Annotated in this window: 18 protein-coding genes and 1 pseudogene; 10 read left to right on the top strand and 9 right to left on the bottom strand. The window is 60.6% G+C overall.

The genetic code is table 11. The annotated features are described in order from the left end of the window. Positions 1-34 precede the first annotated feature (34 nt). Both nosZ and C8D04_RS16120 read right to left on the bottom strand, forming a co-directional pair. A complete protein-coding gene (gene nosZ, locus C8D04_RS16125; protein WP_116005744.1) occupies positions 35-1972 on the bottom strand; it encodes a TAT-dependent nitrous-oxide reductase in 1938 nt (645 codons plus the stop codon). 25 nt (positions 1973-1997) lie between these two features. Then, positions 1998-2279, bottom strand: a complete 282-nt coding sequence (locus C8D04_RS16120) for a hypothetical protein (RefSeq protein WP_347708427.1) — start codon at positions 2277-2279, stop codon at positions 1998-2000. Positions 2280-2619: 340 nt separating this feature from the next. On the opposite strand from C8D04_RS16120, the gene C8D04_RS16115 reads away from it, so the two are divergent. Together C8D04_RS16115 and C8D04_RS16110 are read left to right on the top strand one after the other, a co-directional pair. Then, the gene (locus tag C8D04_RS16115; RefSeq protein ID WP_116005742.1) at positions 2620-3078 is read left to right on the top strand and encodes a c-type cytochrome; all 459 of its coding nucleotides are present in this window, start codon (positions 2620-2622) and stop codon (positions 3076-3078) included. 14 nt (positions 3079-3092) lie between these two features. Further along, positions 3093-4136 carry an FAD:protein FMN transferase gene (locus C8D04_RS16110; protein WP_233521209.1) on the top strand — a complete coding sequence of 348 codons (1044 nt, stop codon included), beginning with the start codon at positions 3093-3095 and terminating at the stop codon, positions 4134-4136. A 63-nt stretch (positions 4137-4199) separates the two neighbouring features. On the opposite strand, the gene rsmA is transcribed toward C8D04_RS16110, so the two are convergent. The 3 genes from rsmA to C8D04_RS16095 form a co-directional block, all read right to left on the bottom strand. Then, positions 4200-4958, bottom strand: a complete 759-nt coding sequence (gene rsmA, locus C8D04_RS16105) for a 16S rRNA (adenine(1518)-N(6)/adenine(1519)-N(6))-dimethyltransferase RsmA (RefSeq protein ID WP_116005741.1) — start codon at positions 4956-4958, stop codon at positions 4200-4202. Between the two features lie 61 nt (positions 4959-5019). Beyond that, complete coding sequence (locus tag C8D04_RS16100) at positions 5020-6420, bottom strand: peptidylprolyl isomerase (RefSeq protein ID WP_116005740.1); 1401 nt, start codon at positions 6418-6420, stop codon at positions 5020-5022. Between the two features lie 16 nt (positions 6421-6436). After that, entirely contained in the window at positions 6437-8800 is a 2364-nt protein-coding gene (locus tag C8D04_RS16095) for an LPS-assembly protein LptD (RefSeq protein WP_347708431.1), read from the bottom strand. A 146-nt stretch (positions 8801-8946) separates the two neighbouring features. Between C8D04_RS16095 and C8D04_RS16090 the strand changes: the two genes are divergently transcribed. Together C8D04_RS16090 and C8D04_RS16085 are read left to right on the top strand one after the other, a co-directional pair. Next, on the top strand, positions 8947-10074 hold the full coding sequence (locus C8D04_RS16090) for a phosphotransferase (protein WP_116005739.1): 1128 nt from the start codon (positions 8947-8949) through the stop codon (positions 10072-10074). A gap of 67 nt (positions 10075-10141) precedes the next feature. Further along, the gene (locus C8D04_RS16085) at positions 10142-10882 is read left to right on the top strand and encodes a 16S rRNA (uracil(1498)-N(3))-methyltransferase (protein WP_116005738.1); all 741 of its coding nucleotides are present in this window, start codon (positions 10142-10144) and stop codon (positions 10880-10882) included. A gap of 3 nt (positions 10883-10885) precedes the next feature. Here the strand turns inward: C8D04_RS16085 and C8D04_RS16080 are convergent, their stop codons facing one another. The 3 genes and pseudogenes from C8D04_RS16080 to C8D04_RS16070 form a co-directional block, all read right to left on the bottom strand. After that, positions 10886-11203, bottom strand: a complete 318-nt coding sequence (locus C8D04_RS16080) for an antibiotic biosynthesis monooxygenase (RefSeq protein WP_116005737.1) — start codon at positions 11201-11203, stop codon at positions 10886-10888. A gap of 1 nt (position 11204) precedes the next feature. Further along, positions 11205-11771 carry a DUF3617 domain-containing protein gene (locus tag C8D04_RS16075; protein ID WP_116005736.1) on the bottom strand — a complete coding sequence of 189 codons (567 nt, stop codon included), beginning with the start codon at positions 11769-11771 and terminating at the stop codon, positions 11205-11207. 141 nt (positions 11772-11912) lie between these two features. Beyond that, positions 11913-12566, bottom strand: a pseudogene (locus C8D04_RS16070) (ATP-binding protein); the annotation flags it as partial. Positions 12567-12666: 100 nt separating this feature from the next. Here C8D04_RS16070 and C8D04_RS16065 point away from each other — a divergent pair. The 4 genes from C8D04_RS16065 to C8D04_RS16045 all read left to right on the top strand — a co-directional run bounded on the left by C8D04_RS16065 (position 12667) and on the right by C8D04_RS16045 (position 18750). Beyond that, positions 12667-13389: a TnsA endonuclease N-terminal domain-containing protein gene (locus C8D04_RS16065; RefSeq protein WP_116005735.1), complete on the top strand. Its 723-nt coding sequence runs from the start codon at positions 12667-12669 to the stop codon at positions 13387-13389. After that, positions 13370-15316, top strand: coding sequence for a Mu transposase C-terminal domain-containing protein (locus tag C8D04_RS16060; RefSeq protein WP_116005734.1), 1947 nt, complete (start codon positions 13370-13372; stop codon positions 15314-15316). Before C8D04_RS16065 ends, C8D04_RS16060 begins: the two co-directional genes overlap by 20 nt. Further along, the gene (locus C8D04_RS16055; protein ID WP_233521208.1) at positions 15316-16212 is read left to right on the top strand and encodes a TniB family NTP-binding protein; all 897 of its coding nucleotides are present in this window, start codon (positions 15316-15318) and stop codon (positions 16210-16212) included. The genes C8D04_RS16060 and C8D04_RS16055 overlap by 1 nt, the downstream gene beginning before the upstream one ends. Before the next feature lie 1407 nt (positions 16213-17619). Continuing rightward, the gene (locus C8D04_RS16045) at positions 17620-18750 is read left to right on the top strand and encodes a hypothetical protein (protein ID WP_133243652.1); all 1131 of its coding nucleotides are present in this window, start codon (positions 17620-17622) and stop codon (positions 18748-18750) included. 3 nt (positions 18751-18753) lie between these two features. Here C8D04_RS16045 and C8D04_RS16040 read toward each other — a convergent pair whose 3' ends face one another. Continuing rightward, positions 18754-20490, bottom strand: a complete 1737-nt coding sequence (locus tag C8D04_RS16040) for a hypothetical protein (protein WP_133243651.1) — start codon at positions 20488-20490, stop codon at positions 18754-18756. A gap of 355 nt (positions 20491-20845) precedes the next feature. On the opposite strand from C8D04_RS16040, the gene C8D04_RS16035 reads away from it, so the two are divergent. Next, positions 20846-21520: a DNA adenine methylase gene (locus C8D04_RS16035; protein WP_116005730.1), complete on the top strand. Its 675-nt coding sequence runs from the start codon at positions 20846-20848 to the stop codon at positions 21518-21520. Then, the gene (locus C8D04_RS16030; RefSeq protein WP_116005729.1) at positions 21517-22341 is read left to right on the top strand and encodes an 8-oxoguanine DNA glycosylase; all 825 of its coding nucleotides are present in this window, start codon (positions 21517-21519) and stop codon (positions 22339-22341) included. Before C8D04_RS16035 ends, C8D04_RS16030 begins: the two co-directional genes overlap by 4 nt. Positions 22342-22346 lie beyond the last annotated feature (5 nt).

The following is a 22346-nucleotide window of genomic DNA, read 5'->3' as shown; positions in this document are numbered from 1 at the left end:
CCCCTAGTGCTGCGCGCCTCCGGTGAACGACCTATCAGCCTTCAACAATCATGCGCGTACGCATCTCAAGGTGAAGAGCATGGCAGAAATGGGTGCAATAACACCAGAACACGCCGGGCTTGTCAGCAATGAAGGTCACCGACTTCGTCTCCAGCGGGTTAACGATGAAGTTGACGTTGTGGTTCGGAATGGCAAAACCGTGCGTCAAATCTTCGATCTTGTCGAGGTTGGTCAGGATCAAGGTGACTTCATCACCCTTCTTCACCGTAAATTCACGCAGGCTGAACGCAGGCGCCTGGGACGTGATCTTGACGGTAACCTTCTTGCCATTGCGGAACACGCCCGATTCCTTGGGATCCTTGATGGCCAGGGGGAAATCGTCGTGCGAGTAAACCTGCTTGGGCTTGACCAGATCGCGCTTGAAGATGATGAAGTCATGCGGCTCGCCGCGCACCGGGTGGTCCGCCAGCAGCACCATCTTCTCGCCAGAAATGTCGATGAGCTGTTCATTCTCGGGGTGCAGAGGCCCCACGGGCAGGAAGCGGTCCTTGGAGAACTTGCAACCCACAGCGAGGTACTTGCCGTCGGCCGCCTTGGTTTCGGACTGCGATGCATTGACGTGGCCCGGCTGGTACTGCACGTCAAGGCGGTCCACCACATACTTGGCGCTCTTGTCACCGGCATGGAACTTGATGGCGGCCTCGATGTTCCACTTGACCATCTGGCTGTCCAGGAACAGCGTGGTGTAGGCGTTGCCACGACCGTCAAAGGCCGTGTGCAGAGGGCCCAGGCCCAGTTCGACTTCCGCGACGATAGCGTCGTCCAGTTTCTCGCTCTTGCCATCGAACCAGTCCAGCACCTTGGACAGATCGATCACGGTTCCGGTGGGCGAGAGCTTGCCGGCGCAGATGAAATACTTGCCATCAGGGCTGGCGTTCACGCCATGCGGGTTCTTGGGCACGCTCACATAGGCAACCAGGGCTGTCTTGGGATCCTTGTTGGCTTCGTGCGTACCGTCCACCACGGGCACCTTGGAGGCTCCGTAGGTTTTGAACTTGCCAGCCTTGACGGCTTCCTCGATGCGGGCGATGTTGAAGAACGCACAGGCATCGCGTTCGGCCGACATCATGTCTTCGTAGTGGATGCCGCCCTCGGTGTTGTACTGGTTGGTGGCGGCAAGCTTGCCGTCGTACGACGAGGCCACCAGGTCGCAGTTACCGTCGAGCAGCACCTGCCAACGCACCTCCATGCTCTCTGCGTCAACGCAGGTAAACAGCGAGCGGTATTTTTCAGGTTTGCCGGAATCCGTGCCGTTGTTGGGCAGGGGAATTCCAAACTCGCCGCCGCAGAACACACGTGTGGTGTAGTTGATGGCGGGATCGACCGGGTCGGCCTTGTCCGGGAAGATGCCGTGAAAGCCCTGCACGTTGGGCAGATCGGTGATCTTGTCGCAGACGAAGTAGTCCAGGCGGATACGGGCGATGCGGCTGTTGATCTTGTCGTTGATCCAGGCGTAGCGGCCGTCGTAATTACCGTCCTTGTAGGAAGCGTGCGTATGGTGGGTATCGGCCACCGTGTATTTCAGACTGCCATCCGCCTTGGTGCCCATGACGGCCTTGGACTCGTTTGTAATGCCCCAGCCCACCAGAGCGTCGGGCACAAAACAGGGAATGCGGTGAATTTCACGACCAGAAGGCATACCCAGAACGCGCATGTCACCGGTATGACCGCCGCTCCACAGACCATAGTAAGTGTCGAGTTCACCAGGCTTGAGGTGGGTACTGGCGCTGGCATGGGATGCCGCGGGCGCAGCAGCAGGGCTGGACGCCGCTGGCGCCGCCGGGCTGGCAGCCGGCTTATCGTTACAGGCAGCGACCCCAACGGTCAACCCAGCCAGTGCGGCGGTGTTGATGAACCGGCGGCGTCCAATGCCAGCGGTTGCTACGTTCAGGTCTTCTTTCTTTTGGCTCATGGTGAATTACCTCTTTAGGATGGGCTCAGGAAAAACGGGGAGGAGCCCGCGCAGGCGGCGGCGCCGCCATGGTGGCTACAGCAAAAACGCGGATACGAAAAGAAGGGTGATCGGCTTGCGGCGCGAAAGTGGGCCAGCGGGCGTGCGCCGCAGCAGGGGGCGCACCTTCAAGCAAGCACAGAGGACAGTCCATACCGACAGCGCCCAGCGCTTCGCTACCATCGGTGGAATGCGCAACGATCTTGACGACTCCAGCACTGGAGCAGACGAGTTCCAGCGCTTTTGGCTGGATAATCGGCGAAGCCATGGCGGCACCCAGGTAAAGGGCAAACCACGCCAATAACCACCAGCGCAGTCGGGCCATGGATCTCAGGGTTTTCATGGTTGACAAGTATAGGCAGGTAATCAGACGTGTCCTTGACATTTGTCAAGATTGCTCGTAGGGGTAACCCCGAAAGTGCTCTGTATACGGCTTACATTACAGGCTGTGCTTTCGGTGCTGTAGTGGCTCTGTGCAGAAATGCCAGACCCGTGCGGGCTGCCTTCTGGTGTTGCCCTCCCAGTGGCGCCGCCATGCCGTCCGCAGCGGGCCGGCTTGCACGCAAGTAGGCCACGCATTTTTTCGATTTACGATACAGAGACACCCCATGCAAAACCGCACCCCCGTTTTCGCCATCGCCGCCCTGGCGCTTTTTTTGACCGCTTGCGGCGACAAGAAGCCCGCTGAAACAACGGCTCCGGCGCCAGCCCCAGTCGTGGCACCCGCAGCAGCACCTGCGCCCGTCGAGGCACCGGCCGCCGCCGCTGCCCCCGAAGCAGCTCCTGCTGCAGCACCCGCTCCTGTGGCTGACGCAGCCCTGGGCAAGAGCGCTTACAACAAAACTTGCGCCTTGTGCCATGCGGCAGGCGTAGCCGGCGCTCCCAAGCCCGGCGACAAGGACGACTGGGGCCCACGTATCGCCCAAGGCAAGGACACGCTGTACAAACACGCTCTGGAAGGCTTCACCGGCGCCAAGGGCATGATGCCCGCCCGTGGCGGCAACAGCAAAATGGCGGACGACGACGTCAAGGCCGCTGTTGACTACATGGTTGGCTTGTCCAGCTAATCCGGGAGACGGCCATGCACAGCATGCATCTGCCCCGTGGGCTGACCAGGCGGCGCATGGCCATGGCGCTGCCTTTGCTGGGCAGCGCTGCCTGGCTGCCTTCTGCCATGGCCACAACAGATGCCACGGTGGAGCGCAGCACCCGTAGCCTCATGGGCACGCAGGTGGATATCGTTGCCCATGGCGCGCCCCAGCCCACCCTGCAGACTGCCGTGGCGCAGGCCTGGCAGGAAATGGCGCGCCTGGCGTCCCTGATGACCCGCTACAGCCCGGACAGCATTGTCAGCCGCATCAACCGTGCGGCCGGCGTGCATGCCGTCAGCGTGCCAGCCGAGGTGATGCCGGTACTGCAGGCGGGACAAAAGCTGGCCGTACAAACGCAGGGCGCCTTTGACATTACGGTGGGGTCGCTCAAGGCTTGGCACTTTGGCGAAGGCCAGGCCAGCCTGCCCACACCCCAGGAGATCGAGGCACAACGCCGCCTGGTGGGTTACCGCAATCTGGTGCTAAACGAACGCACGGGTACCGCTTTCCTGCGCCAGCCCGGTATGGCGCTGGATCTCGGCGGCGTGGCCAAACTGCCCATCCTCGAAGCCGGCATGAAAATGCTCCAGCGCCATGGCGTGGAACATGCATTGCTCAACGGTGGCGGCGATGTGCTCATCGCGGGCCAGCTCCACGGACGCGCCTGGCGCGTGGGCCTGCGCGACCCGCATGCGCCCGAACGCATGCTGGGCATGCTGGAATTGCAAGGCCAGGCCATCGTGGCGTCTTCGGGCGACTATGAGCGCTTTTTCATGGCGCAAGGCGAACGCCAGCACCACATTTTGAACCCCGCCACGGGCCGACCGACCCATGGCCCGCACGGCGTAAGCCTGCTGGCGCGCGATGCAGCCAGCGTCAATGGCCTGGGCACGGCCATCATGGTGATGGGCAGCGCGGGCGCAGCCAAGCTACTCCAAAACCGGCCCGAAATCCAGGCCGCTCTGGTGGCGGAACGGGACCAAAGTGTCTGGCAGACGCCGGGCATGGCCGCCTTGCTACGCCCCGTGGTCTAAGAACGTTTTCACGATCTAAGACAGAGCAACGGCGCTCCCTCTACTCGGGTGGGCGCCTTTTTTTTACAGGCTAGCGGCCAGCGCCACGAATTCGTGCACGGGCACTTCCTCGGCGCGGCGCTGCACATTGAAGGTCCCGGCAAAGGCGCGTGCTTCGAGCCAGCGCCCGAGGGTGTGGCGCAGCAGTTTGCGCCGCTGGCTGAAGGCCACCTGCACCAACTCCTCCAGCAAACGTGCATCGAGCGCCACGGGAGCCTCGCGCGGCACCATGCGTACCACGGCGCTGTCCACACGGGGCGGTGGATCAAAGCTCTCCGGCGGCACGAACAGCACGTTCTCCATCGCGTAGCGCCACTGCAGCAGGACCGACAGGCGCCCGTAGTCGCTGGTAGCGGGCGAAGCCACCATGCGGTCGATCACTTCCTTTTGCAGCATGAAGTGCTGGTCGGTGATTACATCCACATACTTGAACAAGTGGAACAGGATGGGCGTGGAGATGTTGTACGGCAGATTGCCGACAACTCTTATTTTTGTAGCATGTAGCGCTTGTGTCACCTGCGAAAAATCCACTTTTAATACATCAGACTCGATAACATCGAGCTGCCCATGCAAGCGCAGGCGCAGCGCCAGATCCCGATCGAGCTCAATCACCGTCAAGCGCCCCAGGCGCTCGACCAGGGGCTGGGTCAGCGCCGCCAGACCAGGCCCGATCTCGACCATGGGCTGACCGGGCTGCGGTGCAATCGCCATCACGATGGCGTCAATGATTCCGCCATCGGCCAGAAAGTGCTGGCCAAAGCGCTTGCGGGGAATGTGCTTCATCGTCCGGCTCCAGCGTTCAGCGGGGAACGATGCCGTTCAGAAAATGCGGAAAAAACGGCCCTCATTGCGGCGGATCGCGGTATTCAACATAGGCACGCCCCCGCAGTTCCTGCGCCCAGACGGCATAGGCGTCCTCGATTTTTTTCTGGCGAACCATCTGGCGCACCACTTCGCGCTGCTCGCGCGGATTGAGCTTGGTCTCGCGCCGCTCGATGAGTTGTATCAGGTGTACGCCAAAACGCGACACCAGGGGCGCGCTGATTTCGCCGGGCTTGAGCGCGTTCATGACTTCCTCGAATTCAGGTACGTAGCTGCCGGGATTGGACCAACCGAGATCGCCGCCCTGCTTGGCGCTGCTGTCCTGAGAATGCTCCTTGGCCAGCTCTGCAAAGTCGGCCTGACCCGCTTGAACGCGGCGGCGGTAGTCGGCCAGCCGGTCGGCGGCGGCCGTCTCGCTCAGCTGGGCACTGGTGCGCAGCAGGATATGGCGGGCGTGGCTTTGCATGACCGTAGCGGGCATGCCGCTGCGGGTTTTGTCGATCACCTTGAGCACATGGAAACCGGCCCCCGAACGCACGGGCCCCGCCACGCCGCCCACAGGCAATGCCTGTGTGGCTTGCACGAAAAGCTCTGGATAGCGGTCGGCCGGGCGCAAGCCCATCAGCCCTCCGGTGCGCGCATCGGCGGCGTCAGAAAATTCGCTCGCCAGAGCGGAAAAATCTCCGCCTGCACGGGCTTTGTCGGCTGCGGTCTGGGCGCGCGCCTGGCGCTCGGCCACCTGGGCGGGACTGGCACCTTCGGGCACCGCGACAAGGATATGGCCCAGATTCAGATCCATCTGGGCCTGTTCGGCACCTGCACCTTGCTCGCGCTGATACTGGTCGATTTCATGGTCGCTCACGCGCACACGGGCATCCACCTCGCGCTCGCGCAAGCGCTGCTGCGTCAACTGGCGGCGCAACTCCTGGCGAAATTGCTCACGGCTGATACCGTCGGCCGCCAGACGCTTGTGCATTTCTGGCAAGGACACCTCGTTCTGCCGTGCCACGCTTTGCTCGGCCTGATTGACGGCCAGGTCATCGACCACGATACCGGACTCACGGGCCAGCTGGAGCTGCGCGCGTTCGAGAATGATCTGCTCCAGGGCTTCACGTGCCAGCAACTCCTGCGGCGGCTGCGCGCCGCCTTGGCCGGCCACCTGCCGCTGCAGGCGCGCCAGGCGCAGGCGTACCTCGTGGTTGGTCACCGGCTCGGAGTTGACCACGGCGACGATGAAATCGGCCTGCCGGGGCTCCAAGGGTGCAGTCGCTGTTTTGGTTTGCGGCGCCGGCATGGAGGGCGGCGGCTTGCGCCCCACACCCACGCCTGCTGCGCCGGGGGTGCGCACCCCTTGGGCTCCGGCACCCAGTGAAACAAGAGAGGCCAGGCACACCAGGCCAAGAGCCAGGGCACGTGATTTCATGGTGTAGGGCTGTGCGTTAGTCATAGTTGCTGAAGCGGCTGGGGATGCTGACCTGGTCGCGCAGATACCGGTAGCCAGGAATGTTTTGCTTGAGGCTGCTGAGCGGGTTGGAGCCCAGACTCAGACGCGAGAAACCCACGAATTCGATCTGGAACAACAGACGGGTGTTGCTATTGTTCAGGCCATTTTGCAGGCGCTCAAGCACCACGCGGCCAATCCAGCAGCAACTGTCGTATTCAATGCCGACGACGGCATCCACCAGCTTGCGATCTTGCAGACTGTAGTTCAATCGGCCCACGCTGTACCAGCGCGCGCGCCCATCCGGCGCACCGCGCCCACCAGCCTTGCCACCTGGGGCACCCTTGTCGCCCCACAGGTCGTTCAAGGGCCACTGCCAACCGATATCGACCTGCTCGCTGGTGCCGCGCTGCAGGCGGTAGGCCGCGCTGACGACGCGGTAGTCGCCCGGCTGGTAGCGCGCACCGATGGTCGAGCGGATCGAGCGCCCGGTCTTGCGGTTGAACTGCACCGTGGAATCCACGCTCCACTGCGGCACCCAGTTCACGGCCGCGCCCACCAGCACGTCAGACAGCCGCTCGCTTACGGCGGGTGTGCCAGGAAGGCTGACCTGTTGGTCAGAGAAGCGAAAGCGCTGCGCCACACCGAAACGCGCGGTTTCGGCACCGGTGGCGGGGTCGAGCAGGCGACTGGTCACGCCCAGGGTGAGCAGATTGTTGTCGGCAATGCGATCGTTCCCGCCAAAGGCGTTCTCGGTATAGATGGTGGCAAAGTTGAAGTCGTTGGCCGCCGTGTCGTACACCGGCAGCAGGTGCTGGTCGCGGTAGGGTGTGTAGGTATAAAAGGCGCGCGGCTCCAGCGTCTGCACGAAAGCGCGCCCGAAGAAGCCTGCATCGCGCTCGAACACCAGTCCACTGTCGACGCTGAAGGTGGGCAGCGCACGGCTGGCTGAGCGTGCGCCGTTCGCCAGTGGGCTGTCAAACTGGTACTGGCTGGCATGCCATTGCAGGCGCGGCGTGACAAAACCTTCAGGTGCCAGGAAAGGGCGGCTGATTTGCGCCAGTGCAAAGCTGCGCTGCGCATTGGGCTGGCCCGTCCGACTACGGTCTGCATGAAAGCGCGTGCTGTCCAGCTCCAGACTGGCATCCAACCCGGCGCCCAGGCGCGACGGGGCATAGCGCCACTGCAGTTGCGGCAGGCGATCGTAGGGCGGCACGATGGGTGCGGACACATCCTGCAGCGTCTGCCATTTCAGCGTGCGCAAGCGCAGCGTCGTCTCCGCGCCGGCCCAGGACAGCTGGGCGTCGCCGGGCAGCAGTCGCTGCGTCAGCTGCTGGGTGCCCCGCGGGAAGTCGCGCCAGTAGTTGTCGTCGCTGGCGCGGTTGAGGTTGAGGTTCACCCCCAGACCGCCCACGCTCGTATCGATGGTGCCCGTGTGCTGCAGCGAATAGCTCCAGCGGTTTTGATCGCGCAAACGGTCGCCTGGCAATACGTCGGCGCGCACCTGGCCCTGGTAAGAGGGCTCGAGGTAACGGAATTCGCCACCCAGCTGGATGCCCCGTTTGGCCATGATGGCCGCTTGCAGGGTAGCGTCGCGGTTGGGCGCGATGTTCCAATAGTAGGGCTGGGCGTATTCGAATCCGTTGACGCTGTTCAGCCCCAGGGTGGGCGGCAGCAGCCCGGACTTGCGCTTGTCCGACAGCGGAAAACTGATATGCGGAATGGGCAGCAGCGGTACGCCCTTGAATTCCAGCACGGCGTTGTCGGCTGTGCCCACTTCTTCGGCCTGGTCGATATGGATGCGGTCAGCGCGCAGCACCCAGTCGGGCCGCCAGCTTTGCCCTTCCTCGCGCGTGCAGGTGGTGTAAGTGGCGCTGTGCACATCGGCACGGTCGCGGTCGATGAAATCCACACGCACCGCCTCGCCGTGGGCGCCGTTGCGCAAGAACTGGTAACGCGCGTCGGTGAAAAAACCTTCGAAGGCATCCACGCGCAACTCCAGCGCTGTCCCTTCGTACACATTGCCTGCGCGGTTGATGCGCACCGGCCCGGTGGCGCGGACGGTGTCGTCGGGGGCGGTGTATTCCATGCGCTGTGCGCGGACCACGGTGTCACCCCGGCGCAGCATGGCATTGCCTTCGATCTCGGTGCGGATGTCGGGTTGGCCCGTAATGCGATCGCCCGACACAAACACCGGCAACTGCGAGCGCACCGCTTCCGGAATGGTCTCGCCCAGCATCGGGCTGGCCCGCAGCGTGGTGGGCGCATCCCAGGCGCTGGCCTGCGCCGAAGCCGCCAAGGGCAGACCGCACAGCGCGCCCGCCACCAGTGCGGCAACCGCCGTACGCGGGTGGACTGGCACCGGCCCTGAGGAGGCGGACAGCAGGAAAGAGGTGCGATGCAAATCGTGCAAGAAATCAGTCCATGGAATCGGCCGCGCACGGCACGCACCATGCGCCCGCCCGCCACCCGCGCCGGACAGGCCGGGTTTGTAGAATCCGATTATCCATGAGCCACCCTACTCCCTCCGCTTTCGCAGCCTCCCCCCCTCGCACAACGGCCACCGTGGCCTGGCCTGATGCCGCGCGCCATGCCGCCTTCGACGCCTGGCTGGCACCCCTGGCCGCTGCGCAGGGGCTGCAGCCCGGCACCCTGCGCCCCGCCTCGGCCGATGCCAGTTTTCGGCGCTACCTGCGCATCGACACGGGCACGCCCGGCCAGAGCTGCGTGGTGATGGACGCGCCGCCGGACAAAGAAAACTGCCGCCCCTTCGTGCAGGTGCAGGCCCTTCTGCAGCAAGCGGGCCTGCATGTACCGCAGATCCTGGCCTGGGACGAGGCGAACGGCTTCATGCTGCTGTCCGACCTGGGCCAGCACACCGTGATCGAGAAACTCGACCCCGCAGCGCCGCAAGACGCCTACGCCTGGTACCAGCAAGCCACCGACACGCTGCTGCAGTGGCAGCTGGCCTCACGCCCCGGCGTGCTGCCGCCCTACGACGAAGCCCTGCTACGGCGTGAGCTGGCCTTGTTTCCTGACTGGTACATCGCCCAGCACCGCGGCATGGCGCTGGACGCAGCGCAGCAGGCCGTGCTCGACCACGCCTTCAACCGCATCGTTGCGCACAACCTAGAGGCGCCCAGCGTGTTTGTGCACCGAGACTTCATGATGCGCAACCTGATGGTGCCCACCACACCTGGCGGGCCGCTCGGCGTGCTGGATTTTCAGGACGCGGTGTACGGCCCCATCACCTACGACATCGCCAGCCTGCTGCGCGACGCCTTCATCAGCTGGGACGAAAATTTTGTCATCGACATTACCGTGCGTTACTGGGAGAAGGCGCGCAAGGCGGGTTTGCTGGGCGCGGGCAGCCCCAGCGGCTGGGGGGCCGACTTTGGCGAGTTCTACCGCAGTGTCGAATGGATGGGCCTGCAGCGCCACCTGAAGGTGGCCGGCATCTTTGCGCGCCTGACGCTGCGCGACGGCAAACCCAAGTACCTACAGGACGCGCCCCGCTTTTTGCATTACATCCGCAGCACCGCCGACCGCTACCGCGAGCTGGGCCCGCTGTGCAAGCTCATCGACCAGATCGAAGGCACAGAAGCGGCTATGGGCTATGCCTTTGGTCGCGTTTAAAAATATATAACAAATTAGCCTCTAGCGCTTATTCATCAAGCGCAAACAGCTACAAAAATCATAGTATATGCCGCGCTTTCACTGCCCCGCAGACCTGGCCCCCGGGCTGGAACTCGCCCTGCCTGCGGGCGCTGCGCGCCATGTGCAGGTGCTGCGCATGCAGCCGGGTGATTCGATCACGCTGTTCCACGGCGGCCTGCAAGACCCCGGAGCGCCGGGCGGCGAGTTCGACGCCACCATTACCCACATGGGCCGCAGCGAGGTGCGCGTGCAGGTGGGCGCCCACCACGCCATCGAGCGCGAAGCCGGACGCGCGGTGCACCTGCTGGCCGGCATCACCGCCAACGAGCGCATGGACTGGCTGGTTGAAAAAGCCACCGAACTGGGCGTGGCCAGCATCACCCCGCTGCTGGCCGAGCGCAGCGTGCTCAAGTTGAAGGGCGAGCGCGCCGACAAGAAACTCGCCCACTGGCAGGCCGTGGCCGTGGCCGCCTGCGAGCAGTGCGGGCGCAACCGCGTGCCGACCATTCACCCGGCCATGGATCTGGCGGGATGGCTGCGCAGCCCACCCGCCGACGCACAGGGCGCGCGCCTGTTGCTGTCGCTGCGCGCCGAAACGCAGCCGCTGCACACCAAGGTGCCCGGCAGCAGCGCCCTGGTTTTTCTCTCTGGCCCGGAAGGGGGCCTGAGCCCCACGGAAGAAGACCTGGCCCTGCAGCACGGTTTCGCTCCGGTCACCCTGGGCACGCGGGTGCTGCGCGCCGAAACCGCGCCGCTAGCGGCGTTGGCAGCATTCACGCTCGACTGAAGATCACAGACCGTAGTCGCGCTCCACGCGGGCAATACGGATCTTGAAGCCTGCGTACCACTTCTCGCGCCCCTGGCGCTGGGCATCCAAATGCTCGGCATCTGCCTTCCAGGCGGCGATGGATGCGAGATCGGCCCAGTACGACACCGTGATGCCCAGGCCATCGCGCACCGATTCCACCCCCAGAAACCCCGGCTGCTGCGCTGCCAGCTCCACCATGCGCTGCGCCATGGCGCCGTAGCCATCGTCCCCCTCGGTACGCAGGCTGGTGAAGATGACCGCGTAGTAGGGCGGCGCGGGCGTGTGGGCAAAGCCCGTCATCTCAGCGCCCAGTGGGCATGGGTTTGATGGCGCCGCAGCTGTCCGATATCCAGCGGCCCTTCTGCGCCATGTCGATCTGCTCGGGCTTGCCCTGCTGGACGGTTTTGAACTTGAATTGCCCGGAATAGGCCTTGGGGCCCTGGAACGTGACCGTGCCCTCACCACTGGACGGCGGCTCATCCTGCCCGCCCTTGCAGCTGAAAGCCACCTTCATGGTGTTGGCGTCCACGCGCTGCACCTGCTGTGTACAGCCCTCCTGCTGGGGAATGTTGTCGAGATCGGCCTGCTCCTTGGTGACGCAGACCTTGACGCTCTGGCCCGTGGCCCCCAGCCCCACGCCTTGCTGGGCCATCATCTGTTCCATCTGCTTGCGCTGTGCAGGCGGCATGCTGGCCAGGGATTTCTGCATCTCGGCCATGGCCGCTTCCATCTGGCCGCTCTGGGTCTTGAAGCTGACGTTGTGCTCCCACAGGCCGGGGCGCATTTTCTGCTGCGCTGCCGCCGTGAACGATACGCCTGCCAGCAGCGCCAGTGCGGCGGTGGAAACGATGAAACGCGATGTCTGCATGGTCTTGCCTTTCCTGAAATGGGCGCCCCGCGCGAACCTGGGGGACGGCCTTGCCGCGCCACTGTAACGTCCTGAACCCTTTTTGGACACCCGTGCACCTGCGCACCACAGCGGCAGAACGTGACCGATTGGGCGCTTTTGCTAGCCGTGTAGCGTGCGGCGGTACTGCATGGCCTCGGCCACATGCGCCACCTGGGTGTGCTGTGCGCCCGCCAGGTCGGCGATGGTGCGGGCCACCTTGAGGGCGCGGTGCGTGGCGCGGGCCGACCACCCCAGCCGGGCGGAAGCCGTCTGCAAAAACTGCAGCGCTGCGGGCTCCAGCAGGGCATGGACATCGATCGCCTGCCCCTGCAAGGCCTGGTTGGCATACCCCTGGCGCGCCGTGGCCCGCTGGCGGGCCTGCACCACGCGCACGCGGATGGCCGCGCTGCATTCACCCGGGGGTGCATTCAGCAAATCTTGTGCAGGCAGGGCTGGCACCTCGACATGCAGGTCGATGCGGTCGAGCAATGGGCCGCTGAGCCGCGCCTGGTAGCGCGCCACCTGGTCGGGCGTGCAGCGGCAGGCACGCTGCGTGGCGCCCCGGTAGCCGCAGGGGCAAGGATTCATGGCGGCAATCATCTGAAAGCGTGCGGGGAATTGAGCCCGCTGCGCAGCCCGCGAGATAGTGATATGGCCCGTCTCCAACGGCTCGCGCAGGGCTTCGAGGGCGGCGCGGGGAAACTCTGGCAACTCGTCCAAAAAGAGTACGCCATGGTGCGCCAGCGAGATCTCGCCCGGGCGCGGCGGTGAGCCACTGTCGATTACAATAATTTATGAGACTTATTCTGTGCGTTTCCCTAAAGCTGACGCCTTGATACACTATTGGCTGATGAGACTGGCTACACAATTTTCTATGACTGATCGCGAAATTACAATAATTGATGTGACTGAATCAGAAAAGGGTGTGCGCAAGATTCCGAGGAGCTATCGCTCCGTGACGGGGCGAGCCCAAGCATCGGGCGAAACCGTGCCGTATGAAAGCACTCTTGAGCGCGACTTCGCCTACTTGGCAGACTTTGATAGCGAGGTCGACACGATCATCAGCCAGCCGTTGTGCATTCGGTATCGAGTTGGTAACGGTCGGCTGCGCCGGTACACAGTTGACTTTCTTCTGAAATTCCGTTCTGAGGACGGGCGCGGAAGGCGCCGTCCGGGGTTGTATGAGATCAAGTACCGTGAAGAGTTGAGGGATCGCTGGAGTGAACTGGAGTTTGGGTTCAGGGCAGCGAGGCAGTTGTGTCGCTCCCGAGGTTGGAGCTTCCGGGTCGTGACTGAGCGACAGATTCGAGGCCCCTACCTCGATAACGTCACTTTTCTTCGTGGCTTTCGCACCTACGACGACAAAGCCGGCTTGGGCCTTCGATTGCTGGAAACGCTGGAGGAGCTGCAGGTCACGACTCCAGGAGTTCTGCTCGCAGCTGCATTCCAGGACTTTGAGAACCGCGCAATGGCTGTGGGTGTGATGTGGCGTCTCCTCACCATGGGATACATAGGTGTCAACCTAGCTTTTCCGCTCAACATGGCGTCAGAAATTTGGTTCGAGGAGGTACTCATAGATGACACAGATACACACTGAGACCGTCACCGCATTCGATGTGAGACCCGGGGCCGCGGTTGCCTACAAAAACGAGTTGCATCGGGTATGTGCCGTGCTGTCCCTTGATCGGGTGATCGTTCAGAACGCACAGAGTGGACTTACAGAAAGTGTCTTGCTGGACCACTTGAGGCATCCCAGTACTGTTCTCGAGTTGTTAGCCGCAAAGGATGAGCCGCTGCCGGCGCTCGATGCCTACTCCAAAGCAGAGCAGGACTTGGCAAAAAAGCGCTTGGAGCAGCTTAACGAGCTAATAGGCAAGGACTCGCGAACGCGCGATGACGTGGCGCGCGTTGCCACGACGATGGATCTGAGCATCGCCTCGGTCTATCGGCTCATCAAAGACTACGAACATGCAGGTTCTCTGGTAGGGCTTATCCCAGGGCAACGGGGCCCGAAGGGTCCGCGCCTACCTGAGCGGGTAGAAGAGATTATTAGAGACATCATCAACGAGTTCTATCTTCAGGACCAGAAGCTCAAAGTAGTGGATGTGTTTCAAGAGCTTGAAGAGAGATGCAAGGCTGAAAAGATCAAGCTGCCGCATATAAATTCAGTGCGGAACCGGATCAAAAAGATACCGGCGAAAGAGGTTCACAGAGCAAGAGGTTTCTCGCAGGAGGCCGACAAGTTCACGCCCACGCCCGGCGAGTTTCCCCCCACCAGAAATGTTCTCGGTGTCGTGCAGATCGACCATGTCCATTTGGACATGACTGTCGTCTATTCGGATACGCGTGAACCCTGGGGACGACCCTGGCTGACGCTGGTCATCGACGTCTATACCCGCATGATCGTGGGCTTCTACTTGAGCATGTCGACGCCCAACTCGACGTCAGCCGGCATGGCGCTTGCGATGGGCATGTTGTCCAAAAAGGATTACCTTGCGGAGCTAGATCTGAGCGGTTCCTGGCCAGTTCAGGGCAAGATCCACAAGGTGCACTGTGACAACGCCAAAGAGTTTCGTGGCGCGGTTCTGGAGCATGCTTGCCATGAGCAGCGCATTGACACTGAGTTTCGCCGCGTCAAAACTCCTCGCTATGGGGGTCACATAGAACGGATGATCGGTAACGTCAACATGATGCTTCAGAAGAAGCCTGGAACGACGTTTTCGAATCCGCAAAAGCGAGGCGACTATGACTCCAAAAAGAAGTCTGCCTACACACTGCGTGAACTGGAAGTCGAGATCGCCGACTGGATCGTCAACCACTACCACGTGAGCAAGCATGGCGCGTTGAGGAAGCCTCCGATCAAAGCTTGGGAAGAAGCAATCCTCGGTACGAGCAAAACCCCAGCCTGCGGATTTCCCCAACTAATCACTGATCCGGAAAAACTGATCTTCGATTTCCTGCCGCAGGATACGCGGGTCGTAAGCCCCACAGGGATCCGTATCAACAAGGCCGACTACTTCTCAGAAGTTTTGATTCCCTGGATCAACTACGTCGATCCAAAAATAGGCAAAAAAAAGAAGTTCGTTATCAAGGAGCACCCGAGGCACCGTGATGCGATCTGGTTTCTCGATCCGCAAACAAGGCAGTACTACAGGATTCCTCAGTTCCCTCTTCAGCCTGATACCGACTACGAGAACCAGCTGACTGGCGAGGAGTTCTCTGCTCTGAGGTCGCGCGATGACGCAGCAGGCAAGGCGATGGAAGACACGGAAGCCAAGGCCGGCTATCGCCAGCGCTCCAAGAAACGTGAGGCCGCTTCGGTTGCTACCACCACTGCGGCCAGAAAGGCTGCCCGGTCAGGCAAATCGAGCCAGGCGGGTAAAAAGACTACCAATCCAAAGCTGCCCGATCGCTCGCAGATCGAGGATCGCATGCTGGGTGGGGTCAACCCTGCGCCCGACCCTTCGGAAATGTTCTCTGGATTCTCCGACGCGCCGGTCCTTCCTTTTAGTACGCGTAGCTAATGGACTTTGCGCATCTTCATTCCGACGCTCAGGCGGTGCTGCAGTCCTCCCTGGAGGATCGCCTCCACTTTGTGCGCAAAGATCGATTCATTGAGTATCCGGCCGCTGAGGCCATCTTGCGAGATCTTGCGGATGTGGTGACCTATCCTCGTGTCCAGCGACCACCGTGCCGAGCAGTGATTGCAGACAGCGACAACGGAAAGACCTCGTTGACCAGCGAGCTTATAAATCGCAATCCGGTGGTTCTGGATGCGACTGGAAACCCCATCACCAAGGTGTTGTGGGCAGAGTGTCCGCCGGCGCCCGATGAGGGCCGCCTGTTCAGCGCGATCCTTACCGCCTTGGACATTCCGCACAGGCCCGATGCCGCGCCGGAGCGATTGGAGGCGGTCGTCTCGCAGGAGTTGATCTCCCACCAGACAACTACCCTGGTGATTGATGAGCTGCACGCGATGCTCAATGGAACTGCGCGCAATCAGCGATTGTTCATGGCGGCGCTCAAGCGGCTCTCCAACACGCGCAATATTTCTGTAGTCTGCAGCGGCACCCAGGAGGTAACGCGAGCGCTTGCCACTGATCCCCAGTTCATGACCCGGTTTCAGAAGCTTGCCTTGCCCAGGTGGCAGGCCAATGCGGATTTCCAGCGCTTGCTGGCAAGCTTTGAGATGTACATTCCGTTGCCCAAGCCATCTGGTTTAAGCCAAGGCAAGCTGGTCCAGCTGATCTATACGAAGTCTGCTCGCACCATTGGATCTGTGCGTGCGATCGTGCGGGCAGCCGCAGAGATGGCCTTGCGCGAAGGTGAGAGTCGGATTACCTACGTCCTGCTAGACAAAGCGATAGACGAGCTCGTCAAGCGCCTTCTCAATGGAGGGCGCACCGATGGTGCAATCTAATTCGCTGCCAGCGCCTCACCCGGACGAGTTGTTGGGATCGCTGCTGGCCAGGCGTGCTTGGGCTGCCGCGCACAACCCAGCATCTTTCGTGAAATCCATGGATTTGACACGGGACGTCTGGTCGCGTGATATTGATCGCAGTGTCAATGCGACGTTCTTGGAGAAGTTTGCAGAAGGTCTGTGCATCGGGCGCGCCCAGTTGGGCGCCATGACAGTCAACAGCTTTCTTGCACAGTGCGGTGTCCCGGTACAAGCCATAGGCTTCGAGCCTTGGATCACTTATGTCGGCCTTGTTCAGTGGGCGCGCAAGCGCTACGGTCAGATGTATTGCTGCAGGTGTCTAGGCGCCCCGGATCGATATCTCCGCAGGGATTGGCGTATCGCCACGAATTGGTTTTGTCCAGAGCACTCACTACTTCTGCAGGACTGCTGTCCCGAGTGCAGGAAGCCGTTCACACCTTATAGCAATGATGAGCTGGTGTTGGCGCGCTGTGGGCGGTGTGCTGCCAGTCTCTGCGGACGCGAGTCGCTCTCTGTCTCGGGGTGCGATCTGGAGTTGCACGGTCATCTTGAGAGGATTTGGAATGATGCTTTTGCAGGAAAACCCGGGCCGCTCTGCGCCCTGTATCGGCATCTGAGCGAAGTCACCGCACGTGATCCGCGATTCGCCCATGCAGGTGAGCATTGGAGTTACTGGCGAACTTGGGAGCGCGCTGAGCTCTTGCGCAGCCAGGAGGGCCGCATCATGCGCTTGGCATGTCACCCTTCACGGGGTGCCTTGGTATGGTGCGGATACAACCGAGCCCGCGACGTGCGTGCGAAACCCAAACGGTCGACCGCGATGCCAACCGACCCTCAGGTGCGCGCCCAGTTGCTTCTTGATTTGGCACGCAAGGTGCGCTGGCCGCGTCGCTCGCGAGCGCGCGTATCTCAATAACTATGAATGACAGCGAATATCTGGGCACGAAGCTTGCCAGAGGAAGGTGTGGCGAATGCGAGCGTGGGATGCAAAAGGCGCACCGCGTGCATCTGGGCGTCAGCTATTGTTCGAACTGCTATCCACGGATTTTTCCTATCCGCACTTGTCACATCTGTGGCGGCACAGCGCGCAGCCATCGCGCTGAAGAGCGGCCTGTCTGCCGCAGTTGCAAGCTGAAGGATCAGACGTGCCTTCGCTGCGCAAAACCTACGCCTCGCGCGGCACTGCGTGTCGGCGATAAGGCCGCATGTGCCGTGTGCGCAAGGTACTTCCGATCGGCCAAACCCTGCCAAGTGTGCGAGAAGCCCACGCAGCGCCTTACCCGGGTCAGTGGGATGGAAGCGCTCGGCCGCATGTGTGATCAGTGTGTCCGTGATCAGACGTGTGCGACGTGCAAGCAGTGCTCAAAACACCGCACCGTGTTTCTTATGCTGCTGTCACGCGAGCCATTGTGCAAGGCATGTGCCGAGAACCTGGACGCGACTCACGCCTGTCCTGACTGCGGGGTCACTGTGGGTGGAACGGGCACTGCACGCTGCTTTGCTTGCGGCATCAAACGTGCCAATTGGGTGAAGGCGCAAGCTGCAATTGATTTGATGAGCGATCAACAGGCGCAGCAATTGACACTGTCCTTCGTGGGATGGGCCAACGGCAGTGGCCGGGAGAGCAAGGTGGCTGCGGGCTTCGCTCGCTATGCACAGGCTCTGATGCGTATCGACAACGCCGTTTCAGTGACTGGCGGTGACATCGACGACAAATTCCTGCAGAAGCTGTTCACGACAGAGGAAATCCGGTCGATGGGCATTCTGGCGCAGTACATGAACGAAACTGGGTTGTTGACTGCCAACAACCACGAGCGGCTTCAAACGTCTCTCGAGCGGCTGATCGAGCGTCAATTGCTGGAGGTCGCAGGGAAGTCTTGGGAGTCGGATGTGCGGGGGTTTTATCGCTTCATGCAGGCCAAAGAAAAGCCGCTGTCGCTGCGGAGCATCAAGGTCTATCTGCACGTGGCAATACAGCTTCTGCAACACAGCCAGGTCAGCCGTGCCGCCTACCTGTCCGACACCGCACTGGAGCAGTACCTGAGAAAGTCTCCAGGATCGACGGCCTCGGCCAGCGCATTCGTCTCCTACCTTCGCGCAACTGGTTCAGTCTCGTTGCGTCTTCAGATTCAGAAGAAGGCAGGCCAGCTACCGACAGCGGCGCATCGCGCCAGGGAGGTACGCAGGATTCAGGACCGTCTTGAGCACGTAGTACGCCGCCATGAACGGTTGCCGCTGATTGCGAAGCTTGTCTCCATCCTGTTTGGAGCCCGGCTTGAACATGTGCTTCAGTTGCGCATGGACCAGTTGGCGCTCTCTGCGTCAGGAGCAAAGGTGTTCTTGAAGGATGAGTGGGTCGACGCCCCGCAGGAGGTCGCCGCACTGATGCGTGAAATGGCAGCGAGGCCATCATCGGCACAGGAATCCGGTGAGAGTTGGGTGTTTCCCGGACGTATGGCTTCGGATCATTTGAGCACTGCGGCAGTGCAGTACCACTTGGACAAACTCAATGCATGAGTCTCAGGACACAGGTATGCCCGCGAGCTCTTCCATCTTGTCCAGTACGAGCGAAGGCTTGACCATTCCGTCGTTGTAGCGGTGATTGACGGTGCACGTAGCGAAGGCGTCGTTGTTGACAGCGAGATTTTTAGTTTTCCAGACACCGTTACCAAGAACCACTTGCTTGAGGAGAGTGTCCAAGGTGGCGGCAGGCAGGGAAGCGTTAGCTTGCATTCGCAAGAGAAGTGCCCGATGGTGCTTTTCGCCCCTGGATTCGGTTTCCAGCCAATAGAACAGTTTTCCATCTGATCGGGTCAATTCGACTACCCAGCACATCCGGGGCCGCTCGTCGACGAAAGCCCAAGGCCGGTCCGTCCCGCCTATGTTGGCTGGCAATGCACAGTAGGTGGCTGACGGGGTCTCCACTGAGTTCACAAGTCCATAGTGCGCAAACGAGAGCAAGTGCTTTTTCTGAACCATCAACTCAAAGCACTCTGCCAGCGCGCGAAACCGGTCTTCAATCCGAACTTGGTCTTCGCTGCTGAGCGAGCCTGGTGGTACCTCTCCCTGTCCGCTGCGCTTTCCGGTTCCCACCCTGTTCTTGCGCGGCGTTCGTTTGCGCTTGGGCTTGTCTGGGTCGTACGGTAGGGTTTTGATGGAAATGACCCGGCGACCTAAAGGCTCCAATTCACTCCACGTGTCCTGGATGCCTATGTGGAGCGCTCTTCCAATGGGCCGCACGTCCTGTGGCCTGGAAATGACCGGTGGATCATCTTCATCTGGCTGTGAATGTGGCGATGGCTCGACTGGGCCCGTGGGAGCCTCCGGTTCAGATTTCAGAATGATCTGCTGCGTCAGGCGAGTGATGGGGTATGCAAGCTTGGGGAACTGCGCATCGTGGATCCAAAGCACAAGCACTCCTCCGCCGGGGAGCGGCTCACCCATGAATGAAACCCGCATTTCCTGGTCCTTCCATGGTGGCCAGGCTTCGATCCATGGAGAGTCATCCCTTCGTCTAACAGCATTGAGAATCCTGACGTATATCTGAGCGGCTTGGGTGAGCGCGTGAGGAGACGTCTGAAAAAGTGCTATCGCACGGCATGCCACATTGCTCAAGCTCACCAGAGGCTCTATTTCGAAATCGCCTTCCTCCGTAACCCGTGTGGTTTCCAGATTGACCAAGTTGCCAACTTCGCTGGCCCAGGCGCCACTCACGAGGGCGTTGGCCAATTCAGTGGTGACCCCAAAGAAACGACGGAAGATTTCGTGGCAGGGGATGTAAACGTGTAACCCCAATGCAGTTTGTCCGTAGAGGACCGGCATACCAGCCACACTGATTCTCCGCCCTGCAGCGTCAGTTCCTGTCAGAGGCCAGTCTTTGGAACCGAGGGATAAGTCCGTCGACAGACCCAGGGCACCTACCGTAGTCAGCTGCCATGTTTGCTGGGGCAGGTCAGCGTCTCGCACTTGTACCCAGTTTTGAAGGTCGTCCGGCTGAAGTGTCCGATCGCGCCAGAAGGAACCTAGGATCAGGCTGGGGATTGAGCCGGCAGCCTCGTCGATCACCAGAAATTTGATCGAACCGTCATCCCGGCGCGCGTAGATGGCGTCTCCAGTCGCCAACTCTTCCATCTCTGCGAGATACACCATTACACGCCGTGTTTTCTCGGGCGTCGGGGATGGGTATTTCCGGCCCGTGGCGATCAAGCGGTACAGGCGCCCATCAACAGGGAAGCGATCAAAACTTGCAGAACTCACGCGGTCAGAGAGCCCTTTGCGGGCGGTTAGGTTGCAAGACAGCCACGCTGGCTAGCCGTATGGTTATATCTATCAATTTTTCACGCCAAGAGTTTATGCGACTGGCGGGGAGACCTGATCCACTAGATCTCGCTTCACTGCTAATGAGGATGCATGGAGCAGCCTCGATGCGGATCCATTGACGCAGCACCTGCAACAAACCCTGCAATGCGCGGGAACACTCGGCAGCAGCGCCCAGCCGCGGCACCTGATTTCCACTGACTAAAAGACGAAGCATTTTTGGGGCGTCTGAATTTCTGTTTTCGAGGCGGGTTTTTGAGTTGACACCATCGCCATTTTTGGCGATGCTCCCGCCATGAGATACGACGGCGGTAAAGGGGTTGCATACCCACACATCATCAATCTGATGCCTCCTCACTTGAGGTACATCGAATCGCACCTGGGTGGTGGGGCTGTCATGCGACATAAAAGACCCGCCCCTATTCAGATCGGCCTGGAGATCGATAGCTGCGTGATTCGGTCTTATGGGCATGCGTTCAACGCGCTGTGCGAACTTGTCAACGCTGACGCATTAGATTGGTTGGCTCAAGTAGAGCTTGACCAGGATACGTTGATTTATGTCGACCCTCCATACCACCCGTCCACGCGACGTCGCTCTCGGGTGTACAGGCATGACTACACGGAGCAGGACCATGAAAAGCTGCTGACTTTGCTCAACAACGTCCCAGCCAAAGTCATGATCTCTGGGTACGACTGCGCCCTTTACCAGACCATGCTCAGAGGCTGGAACAAGCATTGCTTCATGGTTCAGAGTCACATAGGACCTCGACAAGAAAGTCTTTGGTTCAACTTCCCAAAGCCAAACCACCTGCACGATGACAGATATATGGGAAGTGGTTTTCGCGAGCGGGAGGTTATCAAACGTCGCCAGCATCGACTCAAAGAGCGCTTGCTCAACCTTTCTGCACAAGAGCGTGCTTCCATCCATTCGTGGCTGGGTCAGCAACTCGTTCAAGGTGCAATGCAATGACCCAGACCGTGGTGTTTGAGTTGGCGGGGAAGATGGTTCAACGAGACCTTCCCGACCCAAATGTTCGCGTTTGGAACGATATCGCCTGGGGTGAACACTACTGCTTGTTCACACCAGCTTACTGGGTCTCGCATGTCTGGATGAATCAGCTCGACACCGTTGTGAGCTCACCGTATTACTCTCAAAGATCGTTGGCTGAAGAGATCGCTTTTTGTATGCTCAGCGGCTTTGGAATTACCGCAGAGCTCGCGGGCGCAGCGTTTCAAACATGTCGCAGCCGTGGACTCATTGAGCAGCGTTGTACTGAGCCTGATGTGTGGACTGACACGTTAAAAACACCATTGTGGGTGAATGGCAAAGAAGTTCATTACCGGTATCCCAATCAGAAGGCCAAATTTTTAGCAGACGCTATGAACCATCTAGATGCTGGTCATATTGAGTGCGGAAGTGGCAGGGCGCTTCGTGATTCACTTTTGCAAATTAAAGGTTGCGGTCACAAGACCGCTGGCTTCATAGCGCGGAATTACTTGGACTCGGATGAAGTAGCTATTCTGGATATCCATGTAGTCCGAGCAGGCCTTTTGCTGGATCTTTTCTCTGAGCAAGATACGGTTGAGAAGGACTATGAGGAAATGGAGCAACGGTACATCGACTTTTGCAATGCGATACAGGTACGCCCCTCTGTACTAGACTGCATTGTTTGGAGCCACATGCGCACACTGGGATCGTGCGCAATCGATGCGGTCAAGTTCAAATCTGGCCAGTTGGTGAAAAATTCCCCCAGGGCACGAAAGCCACACCAGCTTTCTTTTGCGATGTAGTGAAC

Source organism: Simplicispira sp. 125 (assembly GCF_003096555.1).
GTDB lineage: Bacteria > Pseudomonadota > Gammaproteobacteria > Burkholderiales > Burkholderiaceae_C > Simplicispira.
Note: the sequence above shows the minus strand (reverse complement) of the source record. Positions and strands in the feature narration are given on the sequence as shown.

Bases quoted from the DNA above. Each gene is read 5' to 3' on its own strand.
- nosZ (WP_116005744.1), bottom strand. From the start codon at position 1,972: ATGAGCCAAAAGAAAGAAGACCTGAACGTAGCAACCGCTGGCATTGGA.
- C8D04_RS16120 (WP_347708427.1), bottom strand. From the start codon at position 2,279: ATGGCTTCGCCGATTATCCAGCCAAAAGCGCTGGAACTCGTCTGCTCC.
- C8D04_RS16115 (WP_116005742.1), top strand. From the start codon at position 2,620: ATGCAAAACCGCACCCCCGTTTTCGCCATCGCCGCCCTGGCGCTTTTT.
- C8D04_RS16110 (WP_233521209.1), top strand. From the start codon at position 3,093: ATGCACAGCATGCATCTGCCCCGTGGGCTGACCAGGCGGCGCATGGCC.
- rsmA (WP_116005741.1), bottom strand. From the start codon at position 4,958: ATGAAGCACATTCCCCGCAAGCGCTTTGGCCAGCACTTTCTGGCCGAT.
- C8D04_RS16100 (WP_116005740.1), bottom strand. From the start codon at position 6,420: ATGAAATCACGTGCCCTGGCTCTTGGCCTGGTGTGCCTGGCCTCTCTT.
- C8D04_RS16090 (WP_116005739.1), top strand. From the start codon at position 8,947: ATGAGCCACCCTACTCCCTCCGCTTTCGCAGCCTCCCCCCCTCGCACA.
- C8D04_RS16085 (WP_116005738.1), top strand. From the start codon at position 10,142: ATGCCGCGCTTTCACTGCCCCGCAGACCTGGCCCCCGGGCTGGAACTC.
- C8D04_RS16080 (WP_116005737.1), bottom strand. From the start codon at position 11,203: ATGACGGGCTTTGCCCACACGCCCGCGCCGCCCTACTACGCGGTCATC.
- C8D04_RS16075 (WP_116005736.1), bottom strand. From the start codon at position 11,771: ATGCAGACATCGCGTTTCATCGTTTCCACCGCCGCACTGGCGCTGCTG.
- C8D04_RS16065 (WP_116005735.1), top strand. From the start codon at position 12,667: ATGACTGATCGCGAAATTACAATAATTGATGTGACTGAATCAGAAAAG.
- C8D04_RS16060 (WP_116005734.1), top strand. From the start codon at position 13,370: ATGACACAGATACACACTGAGACCGTCACCGCATTCGATGTGAGACCC.
- C8D04_RS16055 (WP_233521208.1), top strand. From the start codon at position 15,316: ATGGACTTTGCGCATCTTCATTCCGACGCTCAGGCGGTGCTGCAGTCC.
- C8D04_RS16045 (WP_133243652.1), top strand. From the start codon at position 17,620: ATGCTGCTGTCACGCGAGCCATTGTGCAAGGCATGTGCCGAGAACCTG.
- C8D04_RS16035 (WP_116005730.1), top strand. From the start codon at position 20,846: ATGAGATACGACGGCGGTAAAGGGGTTGCATACCCACACATCATCAAT.
- C8D04_RS16030 (WP_116005729.1), top strand. From the start codon at position 21,517: ATGACCCAGACCGTGGTGTTTGAGTTGGCGGGGAAGATGGTTCAACGA.